The organism is Photobacterium sp. GB-210, from assembly GCF_003026075.1.
GTDB lineage: Bacteria > Pseudomonadota > Gammaproteobacteria > Enterobacterales > Vibrionaceae > Photobacterium.
On record NZ_PYNU01000001.1, the window covers coordinates 110,830 to 134,558 of the forward strand.

Consider the following 23,729-nt stretch of genomic DNA (forward strand, 5'->3'; position numbering starts at 1 on the left):
ATAGTGCTTATTTGAACGGTGAAATTACTTAGCTAAATAAGTGCGAATTTGCTTTTCGATACCCGCACCATCAATTTCTAACATTTCATGCAGTTCAGCTTGTGTTCCTTGTTCAATGAATCGATCAGGCAAACCAATATTCAGTACTGGTTTCAGTGTCTTCTCTTTCATTAAAAATTCAATAACGCCGCTACCCGCACCGCCAGCAATCGCATTTTCTTCAACAGTTACAAGAACATCATGAGTTTTTGCTAATTCAAGTACTAAGGCTTCATCAAGCGGTTTCACAAAGCGCATGTCAGCAACAGTCGCATTTAAATTTTCTGCTGCTTCTAATGCATAGCCGAGCATGCTGCCAAAGTTTAAAATTGCGATTTTTTCACCTTCACGGCGAATGATACCTTTACCGATTTCAAGCTCTGTCATTGTAGGATCGACATCGACCTCCATACCGCAACCACGAGGGTAACGGACCGCACTTGGTCCTTGGTATTGGTGACCAGTATAGAGCATTTGACGACATTCATTTTCGTCACTCGGTGCCATAATCACCATGTTAGGAATACAGCGCATAAAGCTAATATCAAATGCACCTTGGTGGGTTTGACCATCAGCACCGACTAAGCCTGCACGATCAATGGCAAACATCACAGGAAGATCCATGATAGCAACATCATGAATTAATTGATCATATCCACGTTGAAGGAAAGTTGAGTAGATAGCGACAATAGGATGATAACCACCAATTGCCATGCCCGTTGCCAGTGTCACCGCGTGTTGTTCAGCAATCGCCACATCAAAGTATTGATCTGGGAACTCTTTAGAAAAGCGCACCATACCTGAGCCTTCACGCATAGCCGGTGTGATAGCCATCAATTTGTCATCAATAGCTGCCATATCACATAGCCAATCACCGAAAATCTTAGAAAACGTCGGACTTGCATCCTTCGCTTTGGGTAATGGTTTCTGGCTTAAATCAAATTTAGGAACGGCATGGTAATTAATTGGATCCGCTTCAGCTGGCGCATAACCTTTGCCTTTTTTCGTCATAATATGAAGAAATTGTGGGCCTTTTAGGTTACGCATGTTTTTCAGTGTCTTAACAAGCTCATGCACATCGTGGCCATCAACAGGGCCAATGTAATTAAAGCCTAACTCCTCAAACATAGTGCTTGGCACAACCATGCCTTTGATATGCTCTTCTGCACGTTTTACCATTTCTTTGATAGGAGGCGCATTGGATAGGACTTTCTTACCACCTTCGCGAATAGAGGTATAGAAATTACCCGATAGTAAATGGGCTAAATGATTATTTAACGCGCCGACATTTTCAGAAATCGACATTTCATTGTCATTTAAGATAACTAGCATATCGCTGTGAACATCACCAGCATGGTTCATCGCTTCAAACGCCATGCCTGCGGTGATAGCGCCATCGCCAATAATGCTAACAACTTTGCGATTTAGGCCTTCTTTTTCTGCTGCAATCGCGAGACCTAGACCTGCACTAATGGAAGTTGATGAGTGGCCAACCGAAAGTGTGTCGTACTCACTTTCACCGCGCCATGGGAATGGGTGCAAACCGCCTTTTTGGCGAATGGTTGCCATATCATCACGACGTCCTGTTAAAATTTTATGTGGGTAGGCTTGATGACCAACATCCCATATAACTTTATCAAAAGGCGTATTGTAGACGTAGTGAAGCGCAACGGTAAGCTCGACTGTACCGAGTCCGGAGGCAAAGTGGCCGCTGGTCTGACTCACAGATTTCAACAAATAGGTACGAAGTTCATCGCATACTTGTGGAAGGCTTTCAGCTGGCAATAATCGTAATTCATCGGGCGTGTTTGCGAGGGCCAGATGAGGGTATTTTGAGATATCCAAAGTCATAACAGTGTCGGCGCTTATACTGATTTAGCTTTTGCGTTCGATAATATATCGGGCAAAAACTTCTAATTGGGATGTATTGTAGGGTATAGCCGCTAATGCTTGTAGTGCTTCTTGATAAAGTAGTTGTGCTTTTTCTTGTGCACCATCTAAGCCAAGCAAGGCAGGATAAGTACTTTTATCCAAGGCAAGATCAGAACCTTGTGGTTTACCTAAGGTTTCGGTATCACTGATCACATCTAAAATGTCATCTTGCACTTGGAATGCAAGGCCAATAGCTTCTGCATACTTATCAAGTTGCGGCAAAATTGCTACGCCTTTATCACCAGCAGCTAATGCTCCTAAGCGGACGGCACAGCGAATCAAAGCCCCAGTTTTGTGTCGGTGGATTAATTCTAGTTGTTCTAATCCAACATGTTTACCTTCAGCATCAAGATCTAAGGCTTGCCCTAGACACATTCCGGCAGCGCCTGATGCTTTTGCAAGCTCACTTACCATAGCAATACGTTGGGTGTTGCCATCTTGGCTCAATTGTCCATTCGCCAAAATATCAAAAGCCAGTGTTTGTAGTGCGTCACCCGCAAGAATGGCAATGGCTTCATCAAACGCAATATGACAAGTGGGCTGACCACGACGTAATGCGTCATCATCCATCGCAGGTAAATCATCATGGATTAATGAGTACGCATGAATACACTCAACCGCAGCGGCTGGCGTGTCAAGATAGTCCTGAGTTACCCCTAACATTTCACCGGTTACATAGGTTAGAAAAGGACGCGCACGTTTGCCACCCAGCAGTGTTCCGTATTGCATGGCTTTAAGTAGGGCTTTATCTGCAAATGGTTGAGTTGATAACCAGTTTGCCAATACGTCATTACTACGTTGTTGATAGCACTTAAGGGATAGCGATAAAGAAGAACTATTGGTCATGGCTTGGTTCAAAATCAGTCAGTGGAGCTTCATCATCTGCCTGAAGCAAAATTTCTACACGTTGCTCAGCTTGTGTCAGCTTTTGTTGGCTGCTGCGAGCAAGAGAAATACCTCGTTCGAATTTTTTTAGCGCATCTTCCAGTGGGATATCGCCAGATTCTAGTTCATTGACAATGGCATCTAGCTCATCAAGGGCGGCTTCGAATGCCATATTTTCTGGTTTTTTTGCTGCCATATCATTTTCACTCTTATCTAAGTGCACGAAAAATAACGTAGAGAATTACTGGGGTCAAATTATGTCACAGGAATCTGTGTCGCTGACAGTAATTTTAATAAATAGTCTTCATTAATTGGTTAATAAAAAGCTAAATGAAAAGCTGAATTGGTCGATAAAGAGTTACTTTGCTGATGACATTCATCATTTAATGCTAAGAAATGCCTTGGCGAAATAGTGAATATGGCGGTGGCTTTAAAGTTTTGGCTGTCTTTAGAGCGTATTATCTCAGTGATAGATTCAGATGTGTTGATTGATGTTCAATAAACGCAAGCCATTATTTTTACCTAGCAAAAGAGGATCATGCTTTGGATTTGGCGACGCTTATAGGATTGCTTGGTGCATTCGCATTCATTGTTATGGCTATGCTGCTCGGCGGCGATCTGGTTATGTTTTACGATACATCATCGATTTTGATTGTATTAGGCGGCAGTACTTTTGTTGTGTTAATGAAATACAACATTGGGCAATTTTTTGGTGCTGCAAAAATCGCCATTAAAGCCTTTATGTTTAAGACTGATAATCCAGAAGAGTTAATTGCCAAAATTGTAGAAATGGCTGATGCGGCGCGTAAAGGTGGATTTTTAGCATTAGAAGAGATGGAAATTACGAATCCTTTTATGCGTAAAGGCATTGATATGCTGGTGGATGGCCATGATGCTGATGTGGTTCGCGTCACGCTACAAAAAGATATTTCATTAACCAATGAACGTCATGAACAAGGGGTAGGGATCTTCTCCTCCTTTGGTGATGTTGCGCCTGCTATGGGAATGATAGGTACGCTTATTGGCTTGGTTGCCATGCTTTCTAACATGGATGATCCGAAAGCTATTGGTCCTGCAATGGCCGTTGCCTTATTAACGACGCTATATGGCTCGATGTTGGCAAACATGGTAGCGATACCTATCGCGGATAAATTAACCTTGCGTAAAGAGCAAGAGCGTTTAAATAAGCGTTTAATCTTAGATGGCGTGCTGGCAATTCAGGATGGGCAGAATCCACGAGTGATTGATGGTTATTTGAAAAACTACCTTCATGAGAAGAAACGTAGTGTGATCCTTGACGAGTAAGAGACAGTTTTATGGAAGAGCAATCTTGTAAATGTAAAAAAGGTGCGCCTCCATGGATGGCGACCTTTGCTGATCTTGCCACACTATTAATGTGTTTCTTTGTGTTACTACTTTCTTTTTCTGAAATGGATGTACTGAAATTTAAGCAAATTGCAGGTTCAATGAAATATGCTTTCGGGGTGCAAAATATGCTTGAAGTTAATGATATCCCTAAAGGTACGAGTGTTATTGCGCAAGAGTTTAGGCCAGGCCGGCCTGAGCCAACGCCAATCGAAGTGATTATGCAACAAACGATTGATATGACGCAGCGTTCATTAGATTTTCACGAAGGCGAGTCTGATCGAGCAGGGGGCACACAACGTGATGCGGGTAAACTAACAGGTGGACAAAGTAAAAAAACGGCGACACAAAATAATGAAAATGACGAATCTGAAGCCGATCAAATACAAGAGAAACTAAAAGAGATACTGACTAAAGCATTAGAACGTGAGATCAGTGACAAAATTATAGAAATTGAGAATCTTGGCCAGCAGTTGGTAATTCGTATTCGTGAAAAAGGTTCGTTCCCAGAAGGTTCGGCGTTTTTACAACCTAAATTTAAGCCATTAGTACGCCAAGTTGCGATGCTCGTTAAAGATGTGCCGGGCATTATTCGAGTTACGGGACATACCGCGAGTGATAAATTGGATTCAGAGTTATACCGTTCTAATTGGGATTTATCAGCGCAGCGGGCAGTGTCAGTAGCGCAAGAAATGGAAAAAGTAGAAGGGTTTGATCATACAAAAATGCGGGTGGTTGGATTGGCAGATACTCAGCCAATTGCTGATAACAAAACTCGAGAAGGGCAAGCTAAAAACCGTCGAGTGGAAATATCTATCATGCAAGGTAAACCGCATTTTAGTGATGAGATCAGCAGTAACTTTAGTGCTCAATAGATTGTAGTACTTAAGGTTATTACCATAATGGCAGCGCTAGCGCTGCCATTTTTATTGGGGCAAATAGAGTGGCTGTTTATCAAGAGCTTAAGATATTTACGCTGAATTTCGTCGATGAGAGTTGCTGGCAGAGATGATCATGACTAAGGTAAATATAATTGAAAGCCAATAACATGCGGTAAGTCTAATCGAAGATAACGTCGTGAGTTTTCATATCTTTGTTTCAGTGGTCGGTAGCTTGCTGTATAATTCGCGCCTTTAATTCCGTTTGGTACTCTCTGTCAATTTTCACGATATGATCTGTTAAAAATCATCCGTTAATGAATTGATTCTGTACTGTAAGCCCTGTGAAGCGAAGCGTGTTATGAAATTTATTGTTAAGCCACACCCAGAGATTTTTGTTAAAAGTGATTCAGTGCGTAAGCGTTTTATCAAAATTCTTGAGTCTAATTTACGCATCATCTTAAAGCGCCAGTCAGAGTCTGTTAGCGTTTATAACCGCCGTTTTTCATTGGAAATTAATGAATCTGATGAATCAAAGCGCGATATGATTTTAGCGATTCTGACGCAGACACCTGGTATTCACCATACCCTTGAAGTACAGCAAACGGAATTTACTGATCTTCATAATGTTTTTGAGCAAACATTAGCGCTTGTTGGCCCTGAGCTGGAAGGTAAAACATTCTGTGTTCGTGCTAAGCGTGTTGGTAAGCATGATTTTACTTCGATTGAAGCTGAGCGTTATGTCGGTGGTGGTCTTAATCAAGCTATCGAGTCTGCAAAAGTAAGACTGAAAAAGCCTGATGTGACAGTTAACATTGAAATTGAACATAACCTATTGAACCTTGTATTATTCCGCCATAAAGGTTTAGGCGGTTTCCCGCTAGGTACACAAGAAGATGTATTAAGTTTAATTTCTGGTGGTTTTGATTCTGGTGTTTCAAGCTACTTGCATATCAAACGTGGTAGTAAAGTCCATTACTGTTTCTTTAATTTAGGTGGTCCTGCACACGAGATCGGTGTTAAGCAGGTTGCGCATTATATTTGGAACAAGTTTGGTTCTTCAGCAAAAGTTAAATTTATCGCGATTGATTTTGAACCTGTTGTTGGTGAGATTTTAGAGAAAGTCGACGATGGTCAAATGGGCGTTATCCTTAAGCGTATGTTTATGCGTGCTGCGGGTAAAGTTGCTGATAAATTCGGTATCGAAGCATTAGTAACGGGTGAAGCGCTAGGTCAGGTTTCAAGCCAAACATTAACTAACCTTCGTCATATTGACGGCGTAACAGATAGCCTAATTCTTCGTCCACTGATTAACTGGGATAAAGAAGATATCATCAATGTTGCACGTGAAATCGGCACTGAAGACTTTGCGAAAACCATGCCTGAGTTCTGTGGCGTGATTTCTAAGAGCCCAACAGTAAAAGCGGTCAAAGCGAAGCTTGAAATTGAAGAAGACAAATTTGATTTCTCTATTCTTGATCGTGTTGTTGATGAGGCGCGTGTGATGGATATTCGTGACATCGAAAAGCAAAGCCAAGAACAAGCTCCTGAAGTTGAATTAGTTGAGCAGGTCGCTGGTGATGCCATTGTACTTGATATTCGTAGCCCAGATGAAGAAGATGAAAGCCCATTAGAGCTTGAAGGTATCGAAGTTAAGCATTTACCTTTCTATAAGCTAGCAACGCAGTTCGGTGACTTACCGCAAGATAAGACGTACCTTCTGTACTGTGATCGTGGTGTGATGAGCCGCCTTCAGGCGCTGTACCTAAAAGAGAATGGTTTCGAGAACGTAAAAGTTTACCGTCCTTTATAATCGCCACTGCTTTGTCTAAATAAAAGAAGCCTCGTAATTGCGAGGCTTTTTGTTATCGGGCGAGTTTCTATTACTTAGTCTCAACAGATTAAGTACGTGGTAATACGTCGTAATGCATATTCGGCCATACAACCATAGGCTCTGCAACTTCAGCCGCTTTGGCTTTATTTTCCAGTTGCGTCACTATCTCTAGCGCAAACTCTTGTGCAGTTCCGGGGCCTTGACTGGTTAATAGACGTGTATTTTTATCATACACCACACGTTTAACGCGTAATTGATGTGTTGGTATATGATGTTGAAAAGCAGGATGACATGTCATGATTGAATGTGTGAACACTTGATGTGGAATAAACATCACCGCAGGCGTTGCACAGATCGCGGCGATCAGTTTACCGTCGTAATGATGCTGCTTTACAAATTCAACTACCAGTGGGCTATCACGAAAATGTTCCGCGCCTTTTAAACCGCCGGGTAACACCACGCAATCAAATGGCTCATCGGCAACATTGATCAAAGGCACGTCTGCTACGAGCTTGATCCCGCGAGATCCTTCTAAAATTAGTGCGCCATCTTCTGCAGTACTTGCAATCGTTACTTCAAATCCAGCCCGCTTTAAAATCGCAATTGTATTAATTGCTTCCATTTCTTCACTGCCAGGAGCAAGACAAACAGCAACGCGAGGAGCAGTCGTTATTGGTTCAAGCATGATATGAGGACTCCATAGATGTAATGGTTTGCCATAACTGGGTATTCACAGGCACAGCAATATCGAATATTTTCGCTTGGTGAATAAGATAGCCAGTAATATAGTCGATTTCTGTTGGGCGCTGATAAAAAACATCTCTATTCATTGAAGAATAATTATCAGCGGTCGCTTTTATTACCGTGAGTGCCTGTTGATAAAGCTCACCATTTTTTATCCTGTAGCCTTCTGCTCGCATAACGAGCGTGACTTCATTACAAATTTGGATTAATTGGGCTTGATAGCCTTCATTAGCAAGCTCACCATTAGTACATTGATGAATGGCTGTTAATGGATTAATTGCACAATTAATGGCGAGTTTCTTCCATAATGGCTCCATGATGTCATCTTGCCAATAGCACGGTGATAATGCTTGATTGAACATGTCAGCGATGGAGTTATCAGTGGAGATGACAGAGGACAATGGGCCAATAAACGTTTGTCCAAGCCCTGTATGGCGTAGCGTACTTTCAGCTGTTTTTAAAGCAGCATGGGATGTGGTGGCATAATAAATAGTATGTTTAGGAAAGAGTTGCTTAACAGCGTCATGGCTTCCAATCCCATTGTGCATGATCACTATCTTGCATCGCGCTGAAAGATCGTTAATAAGGGGATGTAAGGCGGTGATGACTTGGAACGATTTTACTGTCACAAGGAGTAAATCACTTTGTTGTAAATGATCTATGTGATTAGCATCGAAACAGTAAGTTCTTACTTTACCACTCAAAGATTGAAACGTGAGTGGATAGCGGGTTATGGATGAACGGGTCCAAACTTGAACATCATGTTGCGGTTGCAAAGCGATAGCCCATAATGAGCCGATTGCGCCTGCACCCAATATTGTGATTTTCACACTGCAATCCATTGTTAACTATATTGATGTAGATAGTAACATTGTTCAAATAGTGCAGGATCAAAAAAGGCGCTGATATAGCGCCTTTTCTCATTAATTACTCAATAACTTATTGATTAGAAGTTATATTTAACTGAGTAAATTACAGCATTTTGGTTGCCTTTAGTACCTAGCTTGTTGTAAGCGTAACGGTACTGAATGCCTGTTGTTACGTGATCCGTTGCGTTCCACCATAGTGCTAGTGCACCGTTTGCGCTTACATCATCGCCTTCACCAGCAACGATCATGTAGTTGTCATTACGACCAAACTCAGACTCGTGCCAGTTACTGATCATGAATTTTTCGCCGAATGCATTAAAGTTGTAGCCTGCAACCCAACCAAACATACCGCCATTCATACCAGAAAAAGATGAAGGATTTTTCCAATCAGCAGATGTCATTGTGTGGTGGAAACCGATAAATGGGTTGAAGAACCAGCCATCACCGTTGAATGCGTAAGATAGACCTAGCACGTTATTTTGTGCAGTGAAGCCATCGCTGTTCGTGTTGTAAACTTGTCCGTATAGACGAAGCTCTGCAATACCAGTTTTGTAAGCGATTGTACCTTTAACCGATGTACGTGCTTTATCAGAACCTTGATCTGCATTTTCTAAGTCAGCGAAACCGTATAATTCACCCCAGCTAAAACCAGCACCACCTTCAAGTTCTAAGTACCAGAAGTCTTTTTGGTGACCAGCACGCTCTTCTGTACCGTTAGACCAATCTAAGTAGTTAACGCTCATATCACCAAAACCATACAAGTACTCTGCTTGTGCTGGGAATGTTGATGCTGCTGTTAAAACGCCTAAAGCTACTAGTGACTTGCGCATGTTTTTATCTCACTCAATATGGTCTAAATATAGGGATTTTTGGCCGCCCCGTTTTTCTGGCGCTGATTCTAGTGTTTTATATCTCGTTTGGGAATGTAACGTTTGCGCAAACCTTTGCTTTTTGTGATCGTGATCGGCTGAAATCGATTACATTTACATTAAAAATGTGATGAATCTGAATTTATATTGCGATTTAAATGAACTTTTTTTGACTTTAATACTCTATGCTAATTTTTTTGGTAGCAAAAATTCGCAATTTACATGAGAAAGGTAAGTTAAGGCTTCCGTTTTCAACAGAAACCTTACTTATCATAGGTGAGGTTATTTCTCTTCCAACGTATCAGTTGTTTCAGGAAGGGTTAAAGCATCATTCTTAGCAACGAGTTTGATTAAAAATAATACTGGAATACCTATCAATGCGGTGGTGAGGAAAAAGATGTTATAGCCGAAATGGTCGACATAAACGCCAGAGAATCCCGCAATAAATTTTGGGAAAAGTAGCATAATAGAGCTAAATAATGCGTATTGGGTTGCAGAGAAAGCCACATTGGTTAGGCTAGACATAAAGGTGATGAAAGCCGCGGTTGCAATACCTGCACCTAAATTATCTGCTGAAATAACTAAAGTTAACATCTCGAGGTTATTACCAACATAGGTAAATACCATAAACAACAGGTTGGTGATTGCGGATAATAAAGCGCCTAAGGCAAGAATACGTAAGGTGCCAAATTTACTGACAAGAATACCGCCTAAACCAGCGCCGACTAAGGTCATGATCACCCCAAAGACTTTTGAAATAGACGCCACTTCATTTTTAGTAAAGCCCATGTCAACATAAAACGCATTAGACATTACGCCCATCACCACATCAGAAATGCGATAACAACTAATGAGCAATAAGATCAGTAGTGCGTTTTTACCATAGCGCTGAAAGAAGTCTTGGAAAGGCATGACGACAGCGGTATAAAACCACGCAGCGAGTCTTGCTTGTTTTTTACCTATCCCTTTTTGCTGTAATTTTTGTTGGTAGTTATGTTCGATTTTTTGAATTGATGAGCTGTCGATCTTTGGCTCTTTAACAAAGAGGGTGGTGATCACGCCAATTGACATCATACCCGCCATGATAAAGTAAGCGGCTTTCCAGCCTGCAGGATCATAACCACTATCAGAGCCGAACCATGCAGCAAAAGCCAGTGCGCCAGCTCCTGCCATGATCATCGCTAATCGATAGCCTGCCATATAGGTTGCAGATAATGCGGCTTGTAAACGTACGGTAGCAAGTTCAATACGAAATGCATCAATGACGATATCTTGTGTCGCAGAAGCAAAGGCGACAACAATCGCAAATAAGGCAAATTGAAGAAGATCAGTTTGTGGGTTGCTGGTCGCCATACCACATAGCGATAAAATAATGATCAGCTGCGAAAATAACATCCAGCCACGACGTCGACCAAATAATCGAGAAAAAATGGGCAAAGGAAAACGGTCCACAAGTGGTGACCATGCCCATTTAAAGCCATAAGCAAGGGCTACCCAACTGAAAAAACCGATACTGGTTCGGCTAACATCAGCTTCTCGTAACCAAAATGAAAGGGTGCCAAAGACTAATAAAATAGGTAAGCCGGAAGAGAACCCTAGCGCGAACATGATCAATGCTTTGGGGTTTAAATACACACGCCAACCGGTGGTATTATTTTGTTGTATGGCTTTGTCCATATTTTCCTCGTAACACAAGTATCGACCATTGATACTTAGCAAAGTATAAAACTGTTATTTTTCTTTATAAATCAGATCTTAGCAGCAATAAGCCTAGTGTGCATTGCTTCATTATCAGTTCGACAACAACTTGTGCTTTTAATTCATAAACCGTAAAAGTAGGTTGATATTTAAGGGTAAATATTTAAGGACGCTGGATCTGTGTTAGTTCAGGGCAAGGGGCAAGATTGAGTAAGTAATAAGCGTGATTGGTGATTTTTTGTTGAATATAAATGTTGCCTAGCAATTGGTAATCTTCGAGCTTTATAACGTATTGAAGTAATAGCCAAAAAGTAGCTTCATAATCATCGATTGGATCTTTATCAGCGATATTCATGTCCCACCACTGAGCAAGACATTCATGGGCATCATTTTTTAGATGATAAAAAGGAACGTCGCCCTCAATAGTTGCAATAGTAGACAGCGCAAAAGAAGGGGCTTGCTCAAAAATAAACTGCTGAATTCGTTTATTTTGACGATGAAAAACAGACGGTTGGTAGAGAGGTGTGATCATATACGTCACCTGTACTTGATTGCGCACAGGTGACGTAATCAATTTATTTAATAACTTTCATTGATTCAATGATTATAGGCTGCTGTGGTACATCTTGCATACCTGTTGCACGATTAGAACCCGTTGGGATTTTAGCCATATCTTGTACAACAGAAAAACCTTTAACCACTTTACCGAATACCGCATAACCTGGATTATTACCTGCAGCATTTAAAAATGCATTGTCTTTATAGTTAATAAAGAATTGGTTAGTCGCAGAGTTTGGATTTTGCGTACGTGCCATAGCAACAGTTGCGGTGTCGTTTTTCAATCCATTACTTGCTTCATTTTTGATCGGAGCATGCGTTGGACGTTTAACCATGTCTTTATCAAAACCACCGCCTTGAGCCATAAAGCCAGGGATAACACGATGGAAAATCGTCCCGTTGTAATTACCTTCTTCAACATAGCGTAAGAAGTTTTTACTACTAATCGGGGCTTTTTCTTCATTTAGTTGGATCGTAAAATCCCCTAAATTTGTTGTTACTAAGACCTGTGTTGCAGCACTGACAGGTAAAGCGATAAGTAAACATAGCGCAAGTAAAAAACGTGACATTAAACATTCTCCGTTAAGTATTGATGCAATTCGCCATCTTTGGCGATCTCTTTAAGCACTGAATTCATCATTTTCTCTAAACTTTGTGCGATTTCTTCGCGTGTCACTTTAAAAGGTTCTTGCTTGGTAGTACGAGCAGAATATTTTTTACTAAAAGTACCTTTTGGTGTAGTTACAACAAGTTCAATTTGAAGTTGGCTATCAATATCATGTTTAACTAAGCCTTGGGTTACCTTGACTAAGGCTTGCTGAATATTGATAGCAATATTTGACGTTGAAGCAGTGTTTACAGTAATTCCTTCGCTGGCAAATTGTTTTTTTAATGCAGCTTGAAAGGTTGATGCAATATTACTTTCCGGTTGAAACTCTTCAACATTGGTCGCACCACTATCAACAATGGCGATATAGTTATGATTACGATCATCTTTGCTTGATAGTTGTACTGCAAGCTGTGATGTGGCTTGCTGTGCTAAAACTGGCGTTAATGTTAAAGCGAGTGGTGGTTGCGCAGGACGGCTTGCACATGCGCTTAGTAATAATGCTGCGGCAATCACAATATATTTTTTCATGCTCTCCATTTCCTTGTATTCGTTGTTTAAATATAAACGAAAAATCAATGTCGTATTAAATATCACAAGCAATAAATTAACGTCATAAACACGTTAGATTATTTTGACGATTGTAAAACCACAAATTTATTACTTTGGCCGATAAGTTTTACATTACCAAAGACACGTTTTAACTTTTCATGGTAACCCAATTGCCTATTCCCGATCACGATCAGATCGCCACCTTGACGTAATACTCGTTGTGCATCGCAGAACATTTGCCAAGCAATATGATCAGTAACGGTATTTTGCTGGTGGAAAGGAGGATTACATAAGACTAAGTCAGCGCTATCAAGTGGGAAGTTATCTAAGCAGTTAGCTGTTACTACTTGTAATTGTTTAGGATTGTCTAAGTTTATATCTGCATTTTCACGGCATGATGCAGTCGCCATAAAACTTTCATCGACACAAACAACGTTAGCTTGTGGGTTTAATTGTGCAGCTTTAATACCGATCACCCCATTACCACAACCAAGATCGATAATATCTTTATACTTTGCATCTTGTGGAATGAAATCTAGCAGTAAACGACCACCAATATCTAAACTATCACTAGAAAATACGTTGGCGTGGTTAGTGATTGTTAACTTATGCTCAGGCACCTCCCATTGCGTAGGGCGGGGTAGGGGCTTTGCTAAGTTAGGATTGGTTTTACAAAATATTAATCGCGCTTTTTTAACGGCTAGTGATGTTTTGGTCTCACCTAAAAACTTTTCAAATAGCTTTAAGGTTGAAGAGTGAATCTCTTTTACTTTACCTGCCGCAATAATAGTGCAATCAGCAGGAAGTAAGTGACATAATTGTTGTAATTGCCAGCTTAATAACCGATTGTTTTTAGGCTGCTTTAACAAAACTAACTGAGGGTTGTTAGGCAATTTTGAAAGACAATCAACAATATTAATCATTGGTAATTGGTTGTTTTCTAAGTTAGCAATAAATGCCTGTTTAGAGACAAAAGAATCCGTCACACTTGTGACAGGTGCTTGATTTGAAAACCAGCAACTTAATGCGCCAAAGCTATCGTTCATGATAAGAATTGGACGTTCAGGGTCGAGTTCCAGATCGTTGCAATAATTGATCAGGTACTCATCGCCAGCATCCCATGCTTGCAGAGTTTCATTTTTCCTTACTGGAAAACGAGTTAGCGATAGAGTGCGTTGGTGTAAGGTTAGCTCTGGTTTCATTGCGGATAACTTTCAGGTATGTTTACAAAATAGTCGGCTATTTTCGCAGAACACCACGCGAGTGCAAAGGAAATACGACATCAGAACAAGAATAAAGTAGAGAAAGATTTGGCAATAGTGCGATATTGCGAGCGGAGGTAAAGTAAATATGATCCAACAACGTATCGAGCATAAACTTCATGATGCGTTTGCACCTAAGCATTTAGAAGTGCTTAATGAAAGTTACATGCATAATGTTCCCCCTGGCTCTGAGAGTCATTTTAAAGTTGTCGTTGTGAGTGCTCAATTTAATGGCCAGCGTTTAATCGCAAGGCATCGTGCTATTAATAGTGTGTTGGCCGATGAATTGGCAAATGATATTCATGCTCTAGCTATTCACACTTACACTGAAGCGGAGTGGTCTGAGCTAATGGCAGCACCTGCATCACCATCTTGTCGTGGTGGTTCACAAATTGGATAATTAGTGAAATATATTAAATAAAAGGTCGTTGTTATAACGGCCTTTTTTATTATTTGTCGGTAATATAAAACTGAGTGCGAATCTATAACTAGCATCTAAATTTGTTAAAAATTATCATCGCGGTCAATATTTAATCTAATTTTAGGTGATGATTCAAATAACACTCACTTGTTAACGGTATGTATTAATTTGATTATCTCAATAAAAGTGATGATGACATTTATGTTAAAAACAGACCTGAAAATAAATGCAAGGTCGAATGGCGTTATTTTTAATAAATGTGCGCTTCATCAAACTTATTGAGTTATTAAACTATTGCGCTTCAATTGTTGCTTGGTTTTCAGTCGGAATCGCGCGTATTGGCATAGAAAAAACAACGCGGTTAGTGGTAGAATCGCCGCCTTGAAAAACTACTTGCCGCTAATGGATGTGGTGAGGTAGTTAACTAGATGTTGCGGTATTGGTACTTGGCAAGTGAAATTCACTTGTAGACCGATTTCGAACTGTGAAAAGTCGTGTCTTAATTGCGCAATAGAAAATTCTTTTTTCCCTTTAATGTAGTGCAAGTGCGTATGATTACAATAAAAAAGGGTTTGGATATCCCAATTTCAGGGACTCCTACCCAGGCGATACATGATGGTAATGCCATCTCTAAAGTCGCCTTGCTTGGCGAAGAATATGTTGGTATGCGTCCTACAATGCATGCTCGCGTAGGGGATGTAGTGAAAAAAGGTCAGGTTCTTTTTGAAGATAAAAAGAATCCTGGCGTTAAGTTCACTGCTCCAGCTAGTGGCAAGGTAGCGGAAATTAACCGTGGTGCTAAGCGCGTTCTTCAATCTGTAGTAATTGATGTCGAAGGCGATGAGCAAATCACATTTAACAAGTATGAGTCAGCTCAACTTGCTCAACTAGATCGTGCTGTTGTTGTCGATCAATTGGTTGAGTCAGGTATGTGGACTGCGCTTCGTACGCGTCCATTTAGCAAGGTTCCAGCTGTTGGATCTGAGTCTCAAGCTATTTTTGTGACGGCTATGGATACCAATCCATTGGCTGCGAATCCAGAAGTTATCATCAATGAACAAAGTGATGCTTTCATTGCAGGTTTGACGGTTCTTTCTCGTCTAACTAGCGGTAAAGTTTACGTTTGTAAGTCTGGTGCTAGTCTTCCGCGTTCATCAGAAGCAAATGTTGAAGAACACGTATTTAACGGTCCGCACCCAGCGGGTCTTGTTGGTACGCACATTCACATGCTCTATGGTGCAGATGCAAATCACATTGCTTGGGGTATTAATTACCAAGACGTTATTGCGTTCGGTAAGTTATTCCTAACAGGTGAGCTATATACAGATCGCGTTGTTTCTCTTGCAGGCCCTGTTGTTAATAAGCCGCGTCTAGTGCGTACTCGCATTGGTGCTTCTCTTGAGCAACTGACTGATTCAGAAATGATGCCTGGTCAACTGCGTGTTCTTTCTGGTTCTGTGCTTAACGGTGTAAAAGCTGAAGGTCCACATGCATATCTAGGTCGCTATCACTTACAAGTGTCGGCGTTGCGTGAAGGCTATGAAAAAGAATTCATGGGCTGGATTGTACCTGGTAAAAACAAATTTTCTGTAACTCGCACATTCTTAAGCCAGTTCTTCCCTGGTCAGTTGTTTAATATGACAACAACAACGAATGGTTCTGAGCGTTCAATGGTACCTATCGGTAATTACGAAAAAGTAATGCCACTAGATATCGAGCCGACATTACTGCTTCGTGATCTATGTGCTGGTGATTCAGACAGCGCGCAACAACTTGGTGCATTAGAACTAGATGAAGAAGATCTAGCACTATGTACATTTGTTTGCCCTGGTAAGTATGAGTTTGGTCCATTGCTACGTGAGTGCTTGGACAAAATTGAGAAGGAAGGGTAATTCATGGGTCTCAAGAATTTCCTCGAAGATATTGAACATCACTTTGAACCTGGTGGTAAGCATGAACGTTGGTTTGCGCTATATGAAGCGTTTGCAACTATCATGTACACACCAGGTCAAGTAACGCGTACTTCTGCGCACGTTCGTGACAGCATCGACCTTAAGCGTCTGATGATCATGGTTTGGCTTGCGGTCTTCCCAGCAATGTTCTGGGGGATGTACAACGTGGGTGATCAAGCTATTGCTGGTCTTAACCACCTATACACAGCTGACAAGCTAACAGCCATTATTGCTGCAGATTGGCATTACTGGTTTACTCAAATGCTAGGCGGAACATTATCCGTTGACGCAGGTTGGGGCAGTAAGATGTTGCTTGGTGCAACATATTTCCTACCTATCTACGCAGTAGTATTTGCTGTGGGTGGTTTCTGGGAAGTGTTGTTCTGTATAGTGCGTAAGCATGAAGTTAACGAAGGTTTCTTTGTAACTTCTATTCTTTTCGCCTTGATCGTTCCACCTACATTACCGCTTTGGCAAGCAGCACTAGGTATTACCTTTGGTGTTGTCGTCGCAAAAGAAATTTTTGGTGGTACTGGTCGTAACTTCCTTAACCCTGCACTTGCAGGTCGTGCGTTCCTATTCTTCGCATACCCAGCTCAGATCTCTGGTGATCTAGTTTGGACTGCGGCGGATGGTTTCTCTGGCGCGACTCCGCTAAGTCAGTGGGCTCAAGGTGGTGAAGCGGGTGTTGTTAACACTATCACGGGTCAAACAATTACTTGGATGGACGCGTTCATCGGTCATATCCCAGGTTCTATTGGTGAAGTATCAACATTAGCTATCCTGATCGGTGGTGCATTCATCGTTGTTATGGGTATTGCTTCATGGCGTATTATTGCCGGTACGATGATCGGTATGATTGCAGCAGCAACGCTATTTAATATCATTGGTTCTGATACGAACCCAATGTTCAGCATGCCTTGGCAGTGGCACCTTGTATTAGGTGGTTTTGCATTCGGTATGATGTTCATGGCAACGGATCCTGTTTCTGCAGCGTTTACCAACAAAGCAAAATGGTGGTATGGCGCATTGATTGGTGCAATGGCTGTAATGATTCGTGTAGTTAACCCTGCATACCCAGAAGGCATGATGCTAGCGATTCTATTCGCTAACTTATTTGCACCTCTATTTGACAACCTAGTTGTTCAAGGCAATATCAAACGGAGACTGGCTCGCCATGGCAAGTAATAAAGATAGCATGAAAAGAACGCTGCTTTTTGTTGTTGTATTGAGCCTAGTGTGTTCAATCATCGTATCAGTAGCAGCTGTTTCATTACGCCCTAAGCAAGAAGAAAATGCGGTACTTGACGTACAGCGTAATATTCTTTCTGTTGCAGGTTTGCTAACACCAACAACGAACGTTAAAGAAACATACGGTAAGTTCATCGAGCCTAAGCTTGTTAACATTAAAACCGGTGAATACGTTTCTGAGATTGATGGTCAAACTGCGGCACAATATGATCAGCGTGCAGCAGCGAAAGATCCAGCTGAATCTACTAAGCTTCCAGCGAACGAAGATTTAGCGAAGATCATTCGTCGTGCTAACGTTGCGACTGTATATCTTGTTAAAGATGCTGCAGGTCAAACAACCAAAGTTATCTTACCTATCCACGGTAACGGTCTATGGTCAATGATGTACGCATTTGTTGCTGTTGGTATGGACGGTAACACTGTTGATGGTATTACTTACTACGATCAAGCTGAAACTCCGGGACTGGGTGGTGAAGTTGAAAACCCAACTTGGCGTGAGCAGTTCGTTGGCAAGAAGTTGTACGATATGAACTTCAAGCCTGCAATTAAGATTGTTAAAGGTGGCGCACCAGCAGGTAGCGAACACGATGTTGATGGTCTTTCTGGTGCAACATTAACAAGTAATGGTGTACAGCACACCTTCGACTTCTGGTTTGGTGCTCAAGGCTTCGGTCCTTACCTTGCTAAGCTACGTGCAGGAGATCTGAATAATGGCTGATGCTAAAGAAATGAAAAAGATCCTATTTGGACCTTTTATTAGTAATAACCCAATCGCCCTTCAAATCCTTGGTGTATGTTCGGCGCTAGCGGTAACCACTAAGCTAGAAACAGCATTTGTTATGACAATCGCAGTAACAGTAGTAACTGCATTCTCTAACTTATTTGTTTCACTTGTACGTAATCAAATCCCGAACAGCGTGCGTATCATTGCTCAGATGGCAATTATCGCATCACTAGTAATCGTGGTAGATCAGGTACTAAAAGCGTACCTATACGATATCTCTAAGCAGCTATCTGTATTCGTTGGTCTTATCATTACTAACTGTATCGTAATGGGTCGTGCAGAAGCATACGCAATGAAATCACCACCGCTTCCGTCTTTCTTAGATGGTATTGGTAACGGTTTAGGCTATGGTTTTGTTCTGATTACAGTTGCTTTCTTCCGTGAACTACTAGGTTCTGGCAAGCTATTCGGTATGCAAGTATTACCACTAACGTCTGATGGTGGTTGGTACCAGCCTAACGGTCTAATGCTGTTAGCTCCGTCTGCTTTCTTCCTAATTGGTTTCATGATCTGGGTGATTCGTACTTTCCGTCCAGAACAAGTAGAAGCGAAGGAGTAAGGGGAACATGGAACATTATCTTAGCCTATTAGTTCGTTCGATTTTTATCGAGAACATGGCATTATCTTTCTTCTTAGGTATGTGTACATTCCTTGCGGTATCTAAGAAAGTTAAGACCTCGTTTGGTCTGGGTGTTGCCGTAATCGTAGTACTTACGATTGCAGTACCTGTAAACAACCTTGTTTACACTTACTTATTGAAAGATGGTGCATTAGTTCAAGGTGTTGACCTTAGCTTCCTGAACTTTATTACTTTCATCGGTGTTATCGCAGCGTTAGTACAGATCCTAGAAATGATTCTAGATCGCTTCTTCCCGCCGCTATATAACGCACTAGGTATTTTCCTTCCGTTGATCACAGTTAACTGTGCAATCTTCGGTGGTGTATCGTTCATGGTACAGCGTGATTACAACTTTGTAGAATCTATCGTATACGGCTTCGGCTCAGGTACGGGTTGGATGCTTGCAATTGTTGCACTTGCGGGTATTCGTGAAAAGATGAAATATTCAGATGTACCGGCAGGTCTTCGTGGTTTAGGTATTACCTTTATCACCGTAGGTTTGATGGCGTTAGGCTTCATGTCTTTCTCTGGCGTACAGCTGTAATCAGGATAAGTAAGGAATATCAATGGATATTATTCTTCTTGGCGTAGTCATGTTCACCTTGATTATCCTGGCTCTAGTTTTAGTAATTCTATTTGCTAAATCTAAGCTAGTACCAACAGGTGACATCACTATTTCAGTAAACGGCGATCCAGAAAAAGCGATCACCACAGGTGCAGGTGGCAAGCTACTAAGTGCTCTAGCGGGTAACGGTATCTTCGTATCATCAGCATGTGGTGGCGGTGGTTCTTGTGGTCAGTGTCGTGTAAAAATTAAATCTGGCGGCGGTGATATTCTGCCAACAGAATTAGATCACATTACCAAAGGTGAAGCACGTGAAGGCGAGCGTCTTGCGTGTCAGGTTAACGTGAAGTCTGATATGGACATCGAATTACCTGAAGAAATTTTTGGTGTGAAGAAGTGGGAATGTTCTGTTATCTCTAACGATAACAAAGCGACCTTCATCAAAGAGCTTAAGCTACAAATTCCAGATGGCGAATCAGTACCTTTCCGTGCTGGTGGTTACATCCAGATTGAAGCACCTGCTCACCATATTAAGTACTCTGACTTTGATGTTCCAGAAGAGTACCGTGAAGACTGGGATAAGTTTAACCTATTCCGTTACGAGTCTAAGGTTGATGAAGATATCATCCGTGCTTACTCAATGGCGAACTACCCTGAAGAGTTCGGTATTATTATGCTAAACGTGCGTATTGCTACGCCGCCGCCTAATAATCCAGACGTACCACCAGGTCAAATGTCATCATTCATTTGGTCACTTAAAGAAGGTGACAAGTGTACGATTTCAGGTCCATTTGGTGAGTTCTTCGCAAAAGATACTGACAATGAGATGGTATTTGTGGGTGGTGGTGCTGGTATGGCACCAATGCGTTCTCACATCTTTGACCAACTTAAGCGTCTGCACTCTAAGCGTAAGATGTCTTACTGGTACGGTGCGCGTTCTAAGCGTGAAATGTTCTACGTTGAAGATTTCGATATGCTTGCTGCTGAAAACGATAACTTCGTATGGCACTGTGCACTGTCTGATCCACAACCAGAAGATAACTGGGATGGTTACACTGGCTTCATTCATAACGTGCTTTACGAAAACTACTTACGTGATCATGAAGCACCTGAAGACTGTGAATACTACATGTGTGGTCCACCAATGATGAACGCGGCTGTTATCAGCATGCTTAAAGATCTTGGTGTAGAAGATGAAAACATCCTACTTGATGATTTCGGTGGCTAATACATAGCCCTTCGCTCACAATTAAATTGGCTGACCAGTGAATGGTCAGCCTTTTTTCTTACTAACTCTTTTAAACCTGTTTTTTATTGTGGTTATTTATCAATAGTGAGAAGTGATCAGACTAAAAAACAACATGAACGATGGAGTATGAAGTGAAGCGTTTCCTGCTGTGTAGTACGTTGGTGTTATCAACGTTAATGTTGTTGACAGGCTGTGGTGATAGTCGTCAACAGATTGATATTAATGGGCAAACAATGGGGACTTACTATTCAGTAAAACTCATCAAGCAAGAGGGATTACCAAGCCCAGAAGTTATCCAAAAAGAAATTGATAAGCGTTTAGAGCTTGTTAATGATCAAATGTCGACTTATCGTCCTGATTCTGAATTAAGCCAATTTAACCAGCAACAATCTTCTCAACCTTTTGAGGTTTCTGCGGCAACGGCAAAAGTAATTTCTGAAGCATTACGTATTTCTAAGCTAAGTAATGGGGCTTATGATGTGACGGTGGGTCCATTGGTAAACTTGTGGAGTTTTGGTCCTGAAGCTCGCCCAGAATCTACCCCTACAGATAAAGAGATTGCGACTCGAAAAACCGAAATTGGTTATCAACATTTAGCGGTATTATCGGGTAATAAATTAGTGAAAGATCTGCCTAACCTGTATGTTGACCTTTCATCTATCGCAAAAGGGTATGGCGTTGATGTCGTTGCTGATTATTTAAAAGATGATCTGCATGTTAAAGATTTCATGGTTGATGTCGGCGGTGAAGTTCGCTTACAAGGAAAGAACCGTTCTGATGTGCCATGGCGTATTGCGATTGAAAAACCTGTTGCAAGTGAGAGGGCGGTACAAGATATAATTCAAGCTGGCGATATGGCAATAGCGACATCGGGTGATTATCGTAATTACTTTGAAGAAGATGGAGTGCGTTATTCTCACTTGATCAATCCTCAAACCGGTAAGCCAATTGCTAACCATGTTGTGTCGGTTACAGTTATTGCGCCATCTTGTATGACGGCAGATGCATACGCGACGACTTTTTCTGTTATGGGGGAAGAAGAGTCTATAGCATTAGCCAATAAAGAGAAGTTACCTGTAATGTTGATTGTAAAGACCAAAGATGGCTTCGTTGAATATAAGTCAGATACGTTTGAGCAATACGTTGTTAAAAAATAAATGAGGTAGTCATGGTTATTTACTTAGTCACATTTTCTGTTTTCTTATTAGTGATTGTCGCAATGGCAGTAGGCTATATTTTCCAACGTAAAACCGTAAGTGGCAGCTGTGGGGGATTAGACGGTATTGGTATTGCAAAAGAATGTGATTGCCCTGAGCCGTGTGATGCGCGTAAAAAGCGTGAAGCCCGCGCTGCTCGTGCAGCTGAATGGAAAAAGAATCAAATTATCTAACTGCCTTTGAGCAATAAAGATAAAAGAAAAGCCTGAGCTAACTCAGGCTTTTTTATGCCATTTAATTGCTCACTAACTGATTTCTACCGTTTTTCTTTGCGGTGTAAAGGTTATCGTCAGCTTGTTTAATTAGGCTATCCAGTGTTTTTAAATTTGTTGCTGCACCAATACTTATAGTGATTTTTATCTGCTGATCAAGGTAGGGAATAGTAATTGATTCAATGCGTTGTCGAACAAGTTCTAAGGTTGATAAAAAGCTAGGGAAGTGACCACAATGCTGAATGCAGAACTCTTCTCCGCCAAAGCGGGCAACAATCGATTCTGGAAAGTGGGCATCAATGATTTTACTGATGCTGATGAGTACGGCATCACCACCATCATGGCCATACGTATCGTTAACTTTTTTAAAAAAGTCGATATCAATCATCGCTATATTCAACGACTCATTTTCAGTTTGACAACAGCTATGAGTGAAGAAGTAACGACGATTCCAAAGCCCTGTTAAAGCATCTTGGTTTGCCATCCGATACAGCTTATCAGAGGTATCTTTCATATTTAGAATATGATGAATACGACAGTTAAACTCTTCTTGATTAAAGGGCTTATAGAGAAAATCGTTGGCACCTGCTTTTAGAAACTGCGCCGTCATCGTGCTGTCGTCACTACCAGATAGACCCAATACCGCCATTTTATTTCGACTGTACTCACGTCTGATTTCACGGGTCATAGTAATGCCGTCTTTTTCTGGCATATCGTTATCAGTAATAACTAAGCTTATATCTGGATTATCATCAATGATTTGTAGCGCTTCATTACCGTCAGAGGCTTCATATACCGTGAGGTTCTGTTTTTCTAATAAATGACTGACATGATTTCGTACCATGTCAGAATCATCAACAACGAGTGCTTTATGCTCTAAGTTAGCTTCTAGACGAAGTAATAGTGGTACAAGGTAGGCAACGGAAGCTGCACTATCTTTAAGTAAATAATCTAAAACGCCTTTGGCAAGAACTTTTTCGCGGATAGTTTCATTAAATTGGGCAGTTAAAACGATCGATTTGACCTTGTGGTCTAATACGAGATCGATGATTTCACCATCTTGACCATCCGGAAGGCAATAATCGAGTACAGCACAAAGATAACGTTCTGGGTCGGCTAATAATTTTTTAGCTTGTGATAGGTTTTCGGCAAAAATAGCCTTGAAGCCAGCTTGTTTCAATTGGTCATCAAGATAGTGACGAAATGCGCGGCTATCTTCGACAACAAGTACTTGATGTTGCAAAGTTAACTCCTTTTAGCAATACGCATAATAAATTCGGTGTATATTGATATTTATAACATTAGATGTAATGGGTTGATTATCAAATATTTTATTAGGTTTTATTTTTGTGATCTTGTTGGTGAAA

At 41.2% G+C, this 23,729-nt stretch carries 24 protein-coding genes; 12 read left to right on the plus strand and 12 right to left on the minus strand.

From position 1 onward, the window contains the following. Positions 1–24 precede the first annotated feature (24 nt). The 3 genes from dxs to xseB are packed head-to-tail and all read right to left on the minus strand — an operon-like array spanning position 25 to position 3,052. Complete coding sequence (gene dxs, locus C9J38_RS00575; protein ID WP_107205419.1) at positions 25–1,890, minus strand: 1-deoxy-D-xylulose-5-phosphate synthase; 1,866 nt, start codon at positions 1,888–1,890, stop codon at positions 25–27. Positions 1,891–1,914: 24 nt separating this feature from the next. Next, positions 1,915–2,817, minus strand: coding sequence for a (2E,6E)-farnesyl diphosphate synthase (ispA, locus tag C9J38_RS00580; protein WP_107205420.1), 903 nt, complete (start codon positions 2,815–2,817; stop codon positions 1,915–1,917). Then, entirely contained in the window at positions 2,807–3,052 is a 246-nt protein-coding gene (xseB, locus tag C9J38_RS00585) for an exodeoxyribonuclease VII small subunit (protein WP_005370105.1), read from the minus strand. Before xseB ends, ispA begins: the two co-directional genes overlap by 11 nt. Before the next feature lie 347 nt (positions 3,053–3,399). On the opposite strand from xseB, the gene pomA reads away from it, so the two are divergent. The 3 genes from pomA (at position 3,400) to thiI (ending at position 6,912) form a co-directional block, all read left to right on the plus strand. After that, positions 3,400–4,161 carry a flagellar motor protein PomA gene (gene pomA / locus C9J38_RS00590; protein ID WP_107205421.1) on the plus strand — a complete coding sequence of 254 codons (762 nt, stop codon included), beginning with the start codon at positions 3,400–3,402 and terminating at the stop codon, positions 4,159–4,161. A gap of 11 nt (positions 4,162–4,172) precedes the next feature. Further along, positions 4,173–5,096 carry a flagellar motor protein MotB gene (locus tag C9J38_RS00595; RefSeq protein ID WP_107205422.1) on the plus strand — a complete coding sequence of 308 codons (924 nt, stop codon included), beginning with the start codon at positions 4,173–4,175 and terminating at the stop codon, positions 5,094–5,096. Between the two features lie 364 nt (positions 5,097–5,460). Next, positions 5,461–6,912, plus strand: a complete 1,452-nt coding sequence (gene thiI, locus C9J38_RS00600) for a tRNA uracil 4-sulfurtransferase ThiI (protein ID WP_107205423.1) — start codon at positions 5,461–5,463, stop codon at positions 6,910–6,912. 88 nt (positions 6,913–7,000) lie between these two features. Here the strand turns inward: thiI and C9J38_RS00605 are convergent, their stop codons facing one another. From C9J38_RS00605 to C9J38_RS00640, 8 genes are all read right to left on the minus strand, one after another. Then, positions 7,001–7,618, minus strand: a complete 618-nt coding sequence (locus C9J38_RS00605; protein ID WP_107205424.1) for a DJ-1 family glyoxalase III — start codon at positions 7,616–7,618, stop codon at positions 7,001–7,003. Then, entirely contained in the window at positions 7,611–8,507 is an 897-nt protein-coding gene (gene panE, locus C9J38_RS00610; RefSeq protein ID WP_233217679.1) for a 2-dehydropantoate 2-reductase, read from the minus strand. Before panE ends, C9J38_RS00605 begins: the two co-directional genes overlap by 8 nt. Positions 8,508–8,623: 116 nt before the next feature. Beyond that, a complete protein-coding gene (locus tag C9J38_RS00615) occupies positions 8,624–9,376 on the minus strand; it encodes an outer membrane protein OmpK (RefSeq protein WP_107205426.1) in 753 nt (250 codons plus the stop codon). Positions 9,377–9,697: 321 nt separating this feature from the next. After that, positions 9,698–11,092, minus strand: a complete 1,395-nt coding sequence (locus C9J38_RS00620; protein WP_107205427.1) for an MFS transporter — start codon at positions 11,090–11,092, stop codon at positions 9,698–9,700. 184 nt (positions 11,093–11,276) lie between these two features. Continuing rightward, complete coding sequence (locus C9J38_RS00625) at positions 11,277–11,645, minus strand: hypothetical protein (protein ID WP_107205428.1); 369 nt, start codon at positions 11,643–11,645, stop codon at positions 11,277–11,279. A 43-nt stretch (positions 11,646–11,688) separates the two neighbouring features. Next, positions 11,689–12,240, minus strand: a complete 552-nt coding sequence (locus C9J38_RS00630) for a peptidylprolyl isomerase (protein ID WP_107205429.1) — start codon at positions 12,238–12,240, stop codon at positions 11,689–11,691. After that, on the minus strand, positions 12,240–12,809 hold the full coding sequence (locus tag C9J38_RS00635; RefSeq protein WP_107205430.1) for a YajG family lipoprotein: 570 nt from the start codon (positions 12,807–12,809) through the stop codon (positions 12,240–12,242). The genes C9J38_RS00630 and C9J38_RS00635 overlap by 1 nt, the downstream gene beginning before the upstream one ends. 98 nt (positions 12,810–12,907) lie before the next feature. Then, positions 12,908–14,032 carry a methyltransferase gene (locus C9J38_RS00640; protein ID WP_107205431.1) on the minus strand — a complete coding sequence of 375 codons (1,125 nt, stop codon included), beginning with the start codon at positions 14,030–14,032 and terminating at the stop codon, positions 12,908–12,910. Positions 14,033–14,180: 148 nt separating this feature from the next. Here C9J38_RS00640 and bolA point away from each other — a divergent pair, with 148 nt between their 5' ends. The 9 genes from bolA to nqrM all read left to right on the plus strand — a co-directional run bounded on the left by bolA (position 14,181) and on the right by nqrM (position 22,323). Continuing rightward, positions 14,181–14,492, plus strand: a complete 312-nt coding sequence (gene bolA, locus C9J38_RS00645; RefSeq protein WP_107205432.1) for a transcriptional regulator BolA — start codon at positions 14,181–14,183, stop codon at positions 14,490–14,492. A gap of 572 nt (positions 14,493–15,064) precedes the next feature. After that, positions 15,065–16,405, plus strand: coding sequence for a Na(+)-translocating NADH-quinone reductase subunit A (locus tag C9J38_RS00650; RefSeq protein ID WP_107205919.1), 1,341 nt, complete (start codon positions 15,065–15,067; stop codon positions 16,403–16,405). 3 nt (positions 16,406–16,408) lie between these two features. Beyond that, the gene (locus C9J38_RS00655; protein ID WP_107205433.1) at positions 16,409–17,653 is read left to right on the plus strand and encodes an NADH:ubiquinone reductase (Na(+)-transporting) subunit B; all 1,245 of its coding nucleotides are present in this window, start codon (positions 16,409–16,411) and stop codon (positions 17,651–17,653) included. Beyond that, positions 17,643–18,434: a Na(+)-translocating NADH-quinone reductase subunit C gene (locus C9J38_RS00660; protein WP_107205434.1), complete on the plus strand. Its 792-nt coding sequence runs from the start codon at positions 17,643–17,645 to the stop codon at positions 18,432–18,434. The genes C9J38_RS00655 and C9J38_RS00660 overlap by 11 nt, the downstream gene beginning before the upstream one ends. Beyond that, the gene (locus C9J38_RS00665; protein ID WP_107205435.1) at positions 18,427–19,059 is read left to right on the plus strand and encodes an NADH:ubiquinone reductase (Na(+)-transporting) subunit D; all 633 of its coding nucleotides are present in this window, start codon (positions 18,427–18,429) and stop codon (positions 19,057–19,059) included. The genes C9J38_RS00660 and C9J38_RS00665 overlap by 8 nt, the downstream gene beginning before the upstream one ends. Positions 19,060–19,066: 7 nt before the next feature. Further along, positions 19,067–19,663, plus strand: coding sequence for an NADH:ubiquinone reductase (Na(+)-transporting) subunit E (gene nqrE, locus C9J38_RS00670; RefSeq protein ID WP_005370126.1), 597 nt, complete (start codon positions 19,067–19,069; stop codon positions 19,661–19,663). Positions 19,664–19,685: 22 nt separating this feature from the next. Next, positions 19,686–20,912 (plus strand): NADH:ubiquinone reductase (Na(+)-transporting) subunit F, encoded by a 1,227-nt coding sequence (gene nqrF, locus C9J38_RS00675; protein WP_107205436.1) that lies wholly within the window; start codon positions 19,686–19,688, stop codon positions 20,910–20,912. 152 nt (positions 20,913–21,064) lie between these two features. Next, entirely contained in the window at positions 21,065–22,090 is a 1,026-nt protein-coding gene (locus C9J38_RS00680) for an FAD:protein FMN transferase (protein ID WP_199187029.1), read from the plus strand. An 11-nt stretch (positions 22,091–22,101) separates the two neighbouring features. Beyond that, the gene (nqrM, locus tag C9J38_RS00685) at positions 22,102–22,323 is read left to right on the plus strand and encodes a (Na+)-NQR maturation NqrM (protein WP_105060759.1); all 222 of its coding nucleotides are present in this window, start codon (positions 22,102–22,104) and stop codon (positions 22,321–22,323) included. Between the two features lie 61 nt (positions 22,324–22,384). On the opposite strand, the gene C9J38_RS00690 is transcribed toward nqrM, so the two are convergent. After that, entirely contained in the window at positions 22,385–23,605 is a 1,221-nt protein-coding gene (locus tag C9J38_RS00690) for a response regulator (RefSeq protein ID WP_107205438.1), read from the minus strand. Positions 23,606–23,729 lie beyond the last annotated feature (124 nt).

Coding starts and splice junctions, on each gene's coding strand:
- dxs (WP_107205419.1), bottom strand. CDS start 1,890: ATGACTTTGGATATCTCAAAATACCCTCATCTGGCCCTCGCAAACACG.
- ispA (WP_107205420.1), bottom strand. CDS start 2,817: ATGACCAATAGTTCTTCTTTATCGCTATCCCTTAAGTGCTATCAACAA.
- xseB (WP_005370105.1), bottom strand. CDS start 3,052: ATGGCAGCAAAAAAACCAGAAAATATGGCATTCGAAGCCGCCCTTGAT.
- C9J38_RS00595 (WP_107205422.1), top strand. CDS start 4,173: ATGGAAGAGCAATCTTGTAAATGTAAAAAAGGTGCGCCTCCATGGATG.
- thiI (WP_107205423.1), top strand. CDS start 5,461: ATGAAATTTATTGTTAAGCCACACCCAGAGATTTTTGTTAAAAGTGAT.
- C9J38_RS00605 (WP_107205424.1), bottom strand. CDS start 7,618: ATGCTTGAACCAATAACGACTGCTCCTCGCGTTGCTGTTTGTCTTGCT.
- C9J38_RS00615 (WP_107205426.1), bottom strand. CDS start 9,376: ATGCGCAAGTCACTAGTAGCTTTAGGCGTTTTAACAGCAGCATCAACA.
- C9J38_RS00620 (WP_107205427.1), bottom strand. CDS start 11,092: ATGGACAAAGCCATACAACAAAATAATACCACCGGTTGGCGTGTGTAT.
- C9J38_RS00625 (WP_107205428.1), bottom strand. CDS start 11,645: ATGATCACACCTCTCTACCAACCGTCTGTTTTTCATCGTCAAAATAAA.
- C9J38_RS00630 (WP_107205429.1), bottom strand. CDS start 12,240: ATGTCACGTTTTTTACTTGCGCTATGTTTACTTATCGCTTTACCTGTC.
- C9J38_RS00635 (WP_107205430.1), bottom strand. CDS start 12,809: ATGAAAAAATATATTGTGATTGCCGCAGCATTATTACTAAGCGCATGT.
- C9J38_RS00640 (WP_107205431.1), bottom strand. CDS start 14,032: ATGAAACCAGAGCTAACCTTACACCAACGCACTCTATCGCTAACTCGT.
- bolA (WP_107205432.1), top strand. CDS start 14,181: ATGATCCAACAACGTATCGAGCATAAACTTCATGATGCGTTTGCACCT.
- C9J38_RS00650 (WP_107205919.1), top strand. CDS start 15,065: ATGATTACAATAAAAAAGGGTTTGGATATCCCAATTTCAGGGACTCCT.
- C9J38_RS00655 (WP_107205433.1), top strand. CDS start 16,409: ATGGGTCTCAAGAATTTCCTCGAAGATATTGAACATCACTTTGAACCT.
- C9J38_RS00660 (WP_107205434.1), top strand. CDS start 17,643: ATGGCAAGTAATAAAGATAGCATGAAAAGAACGCTGCTTTTTGTTGTT.
- C9J38_RS00665 (WP_107205435.1), top strand. CDS start 18,427: ATGGCTGATGCTAAAGAAATGAAAAAGATCCTATTTGGACCTTTTATT.
- nqrE (WP_005370126.1), top strand. CDS start 19,067: ATGGAACATTATCTTAGCCTATTAGTTCGTTCGATTTTTATCGAGAAC.
- nqrF (WP_107205436.1), top strand. CDS start 19,686: ATGGATATTATTCTTCTTGGCGTAGTCATGTTCACCTTGATTATCCTG.
- nqrM (WP_105060759.1), top strand. CDS start 22,102: ATGGTTATTTACTTAGTCACATTTTCTGTTTTCTTATTAGTGATTGTC.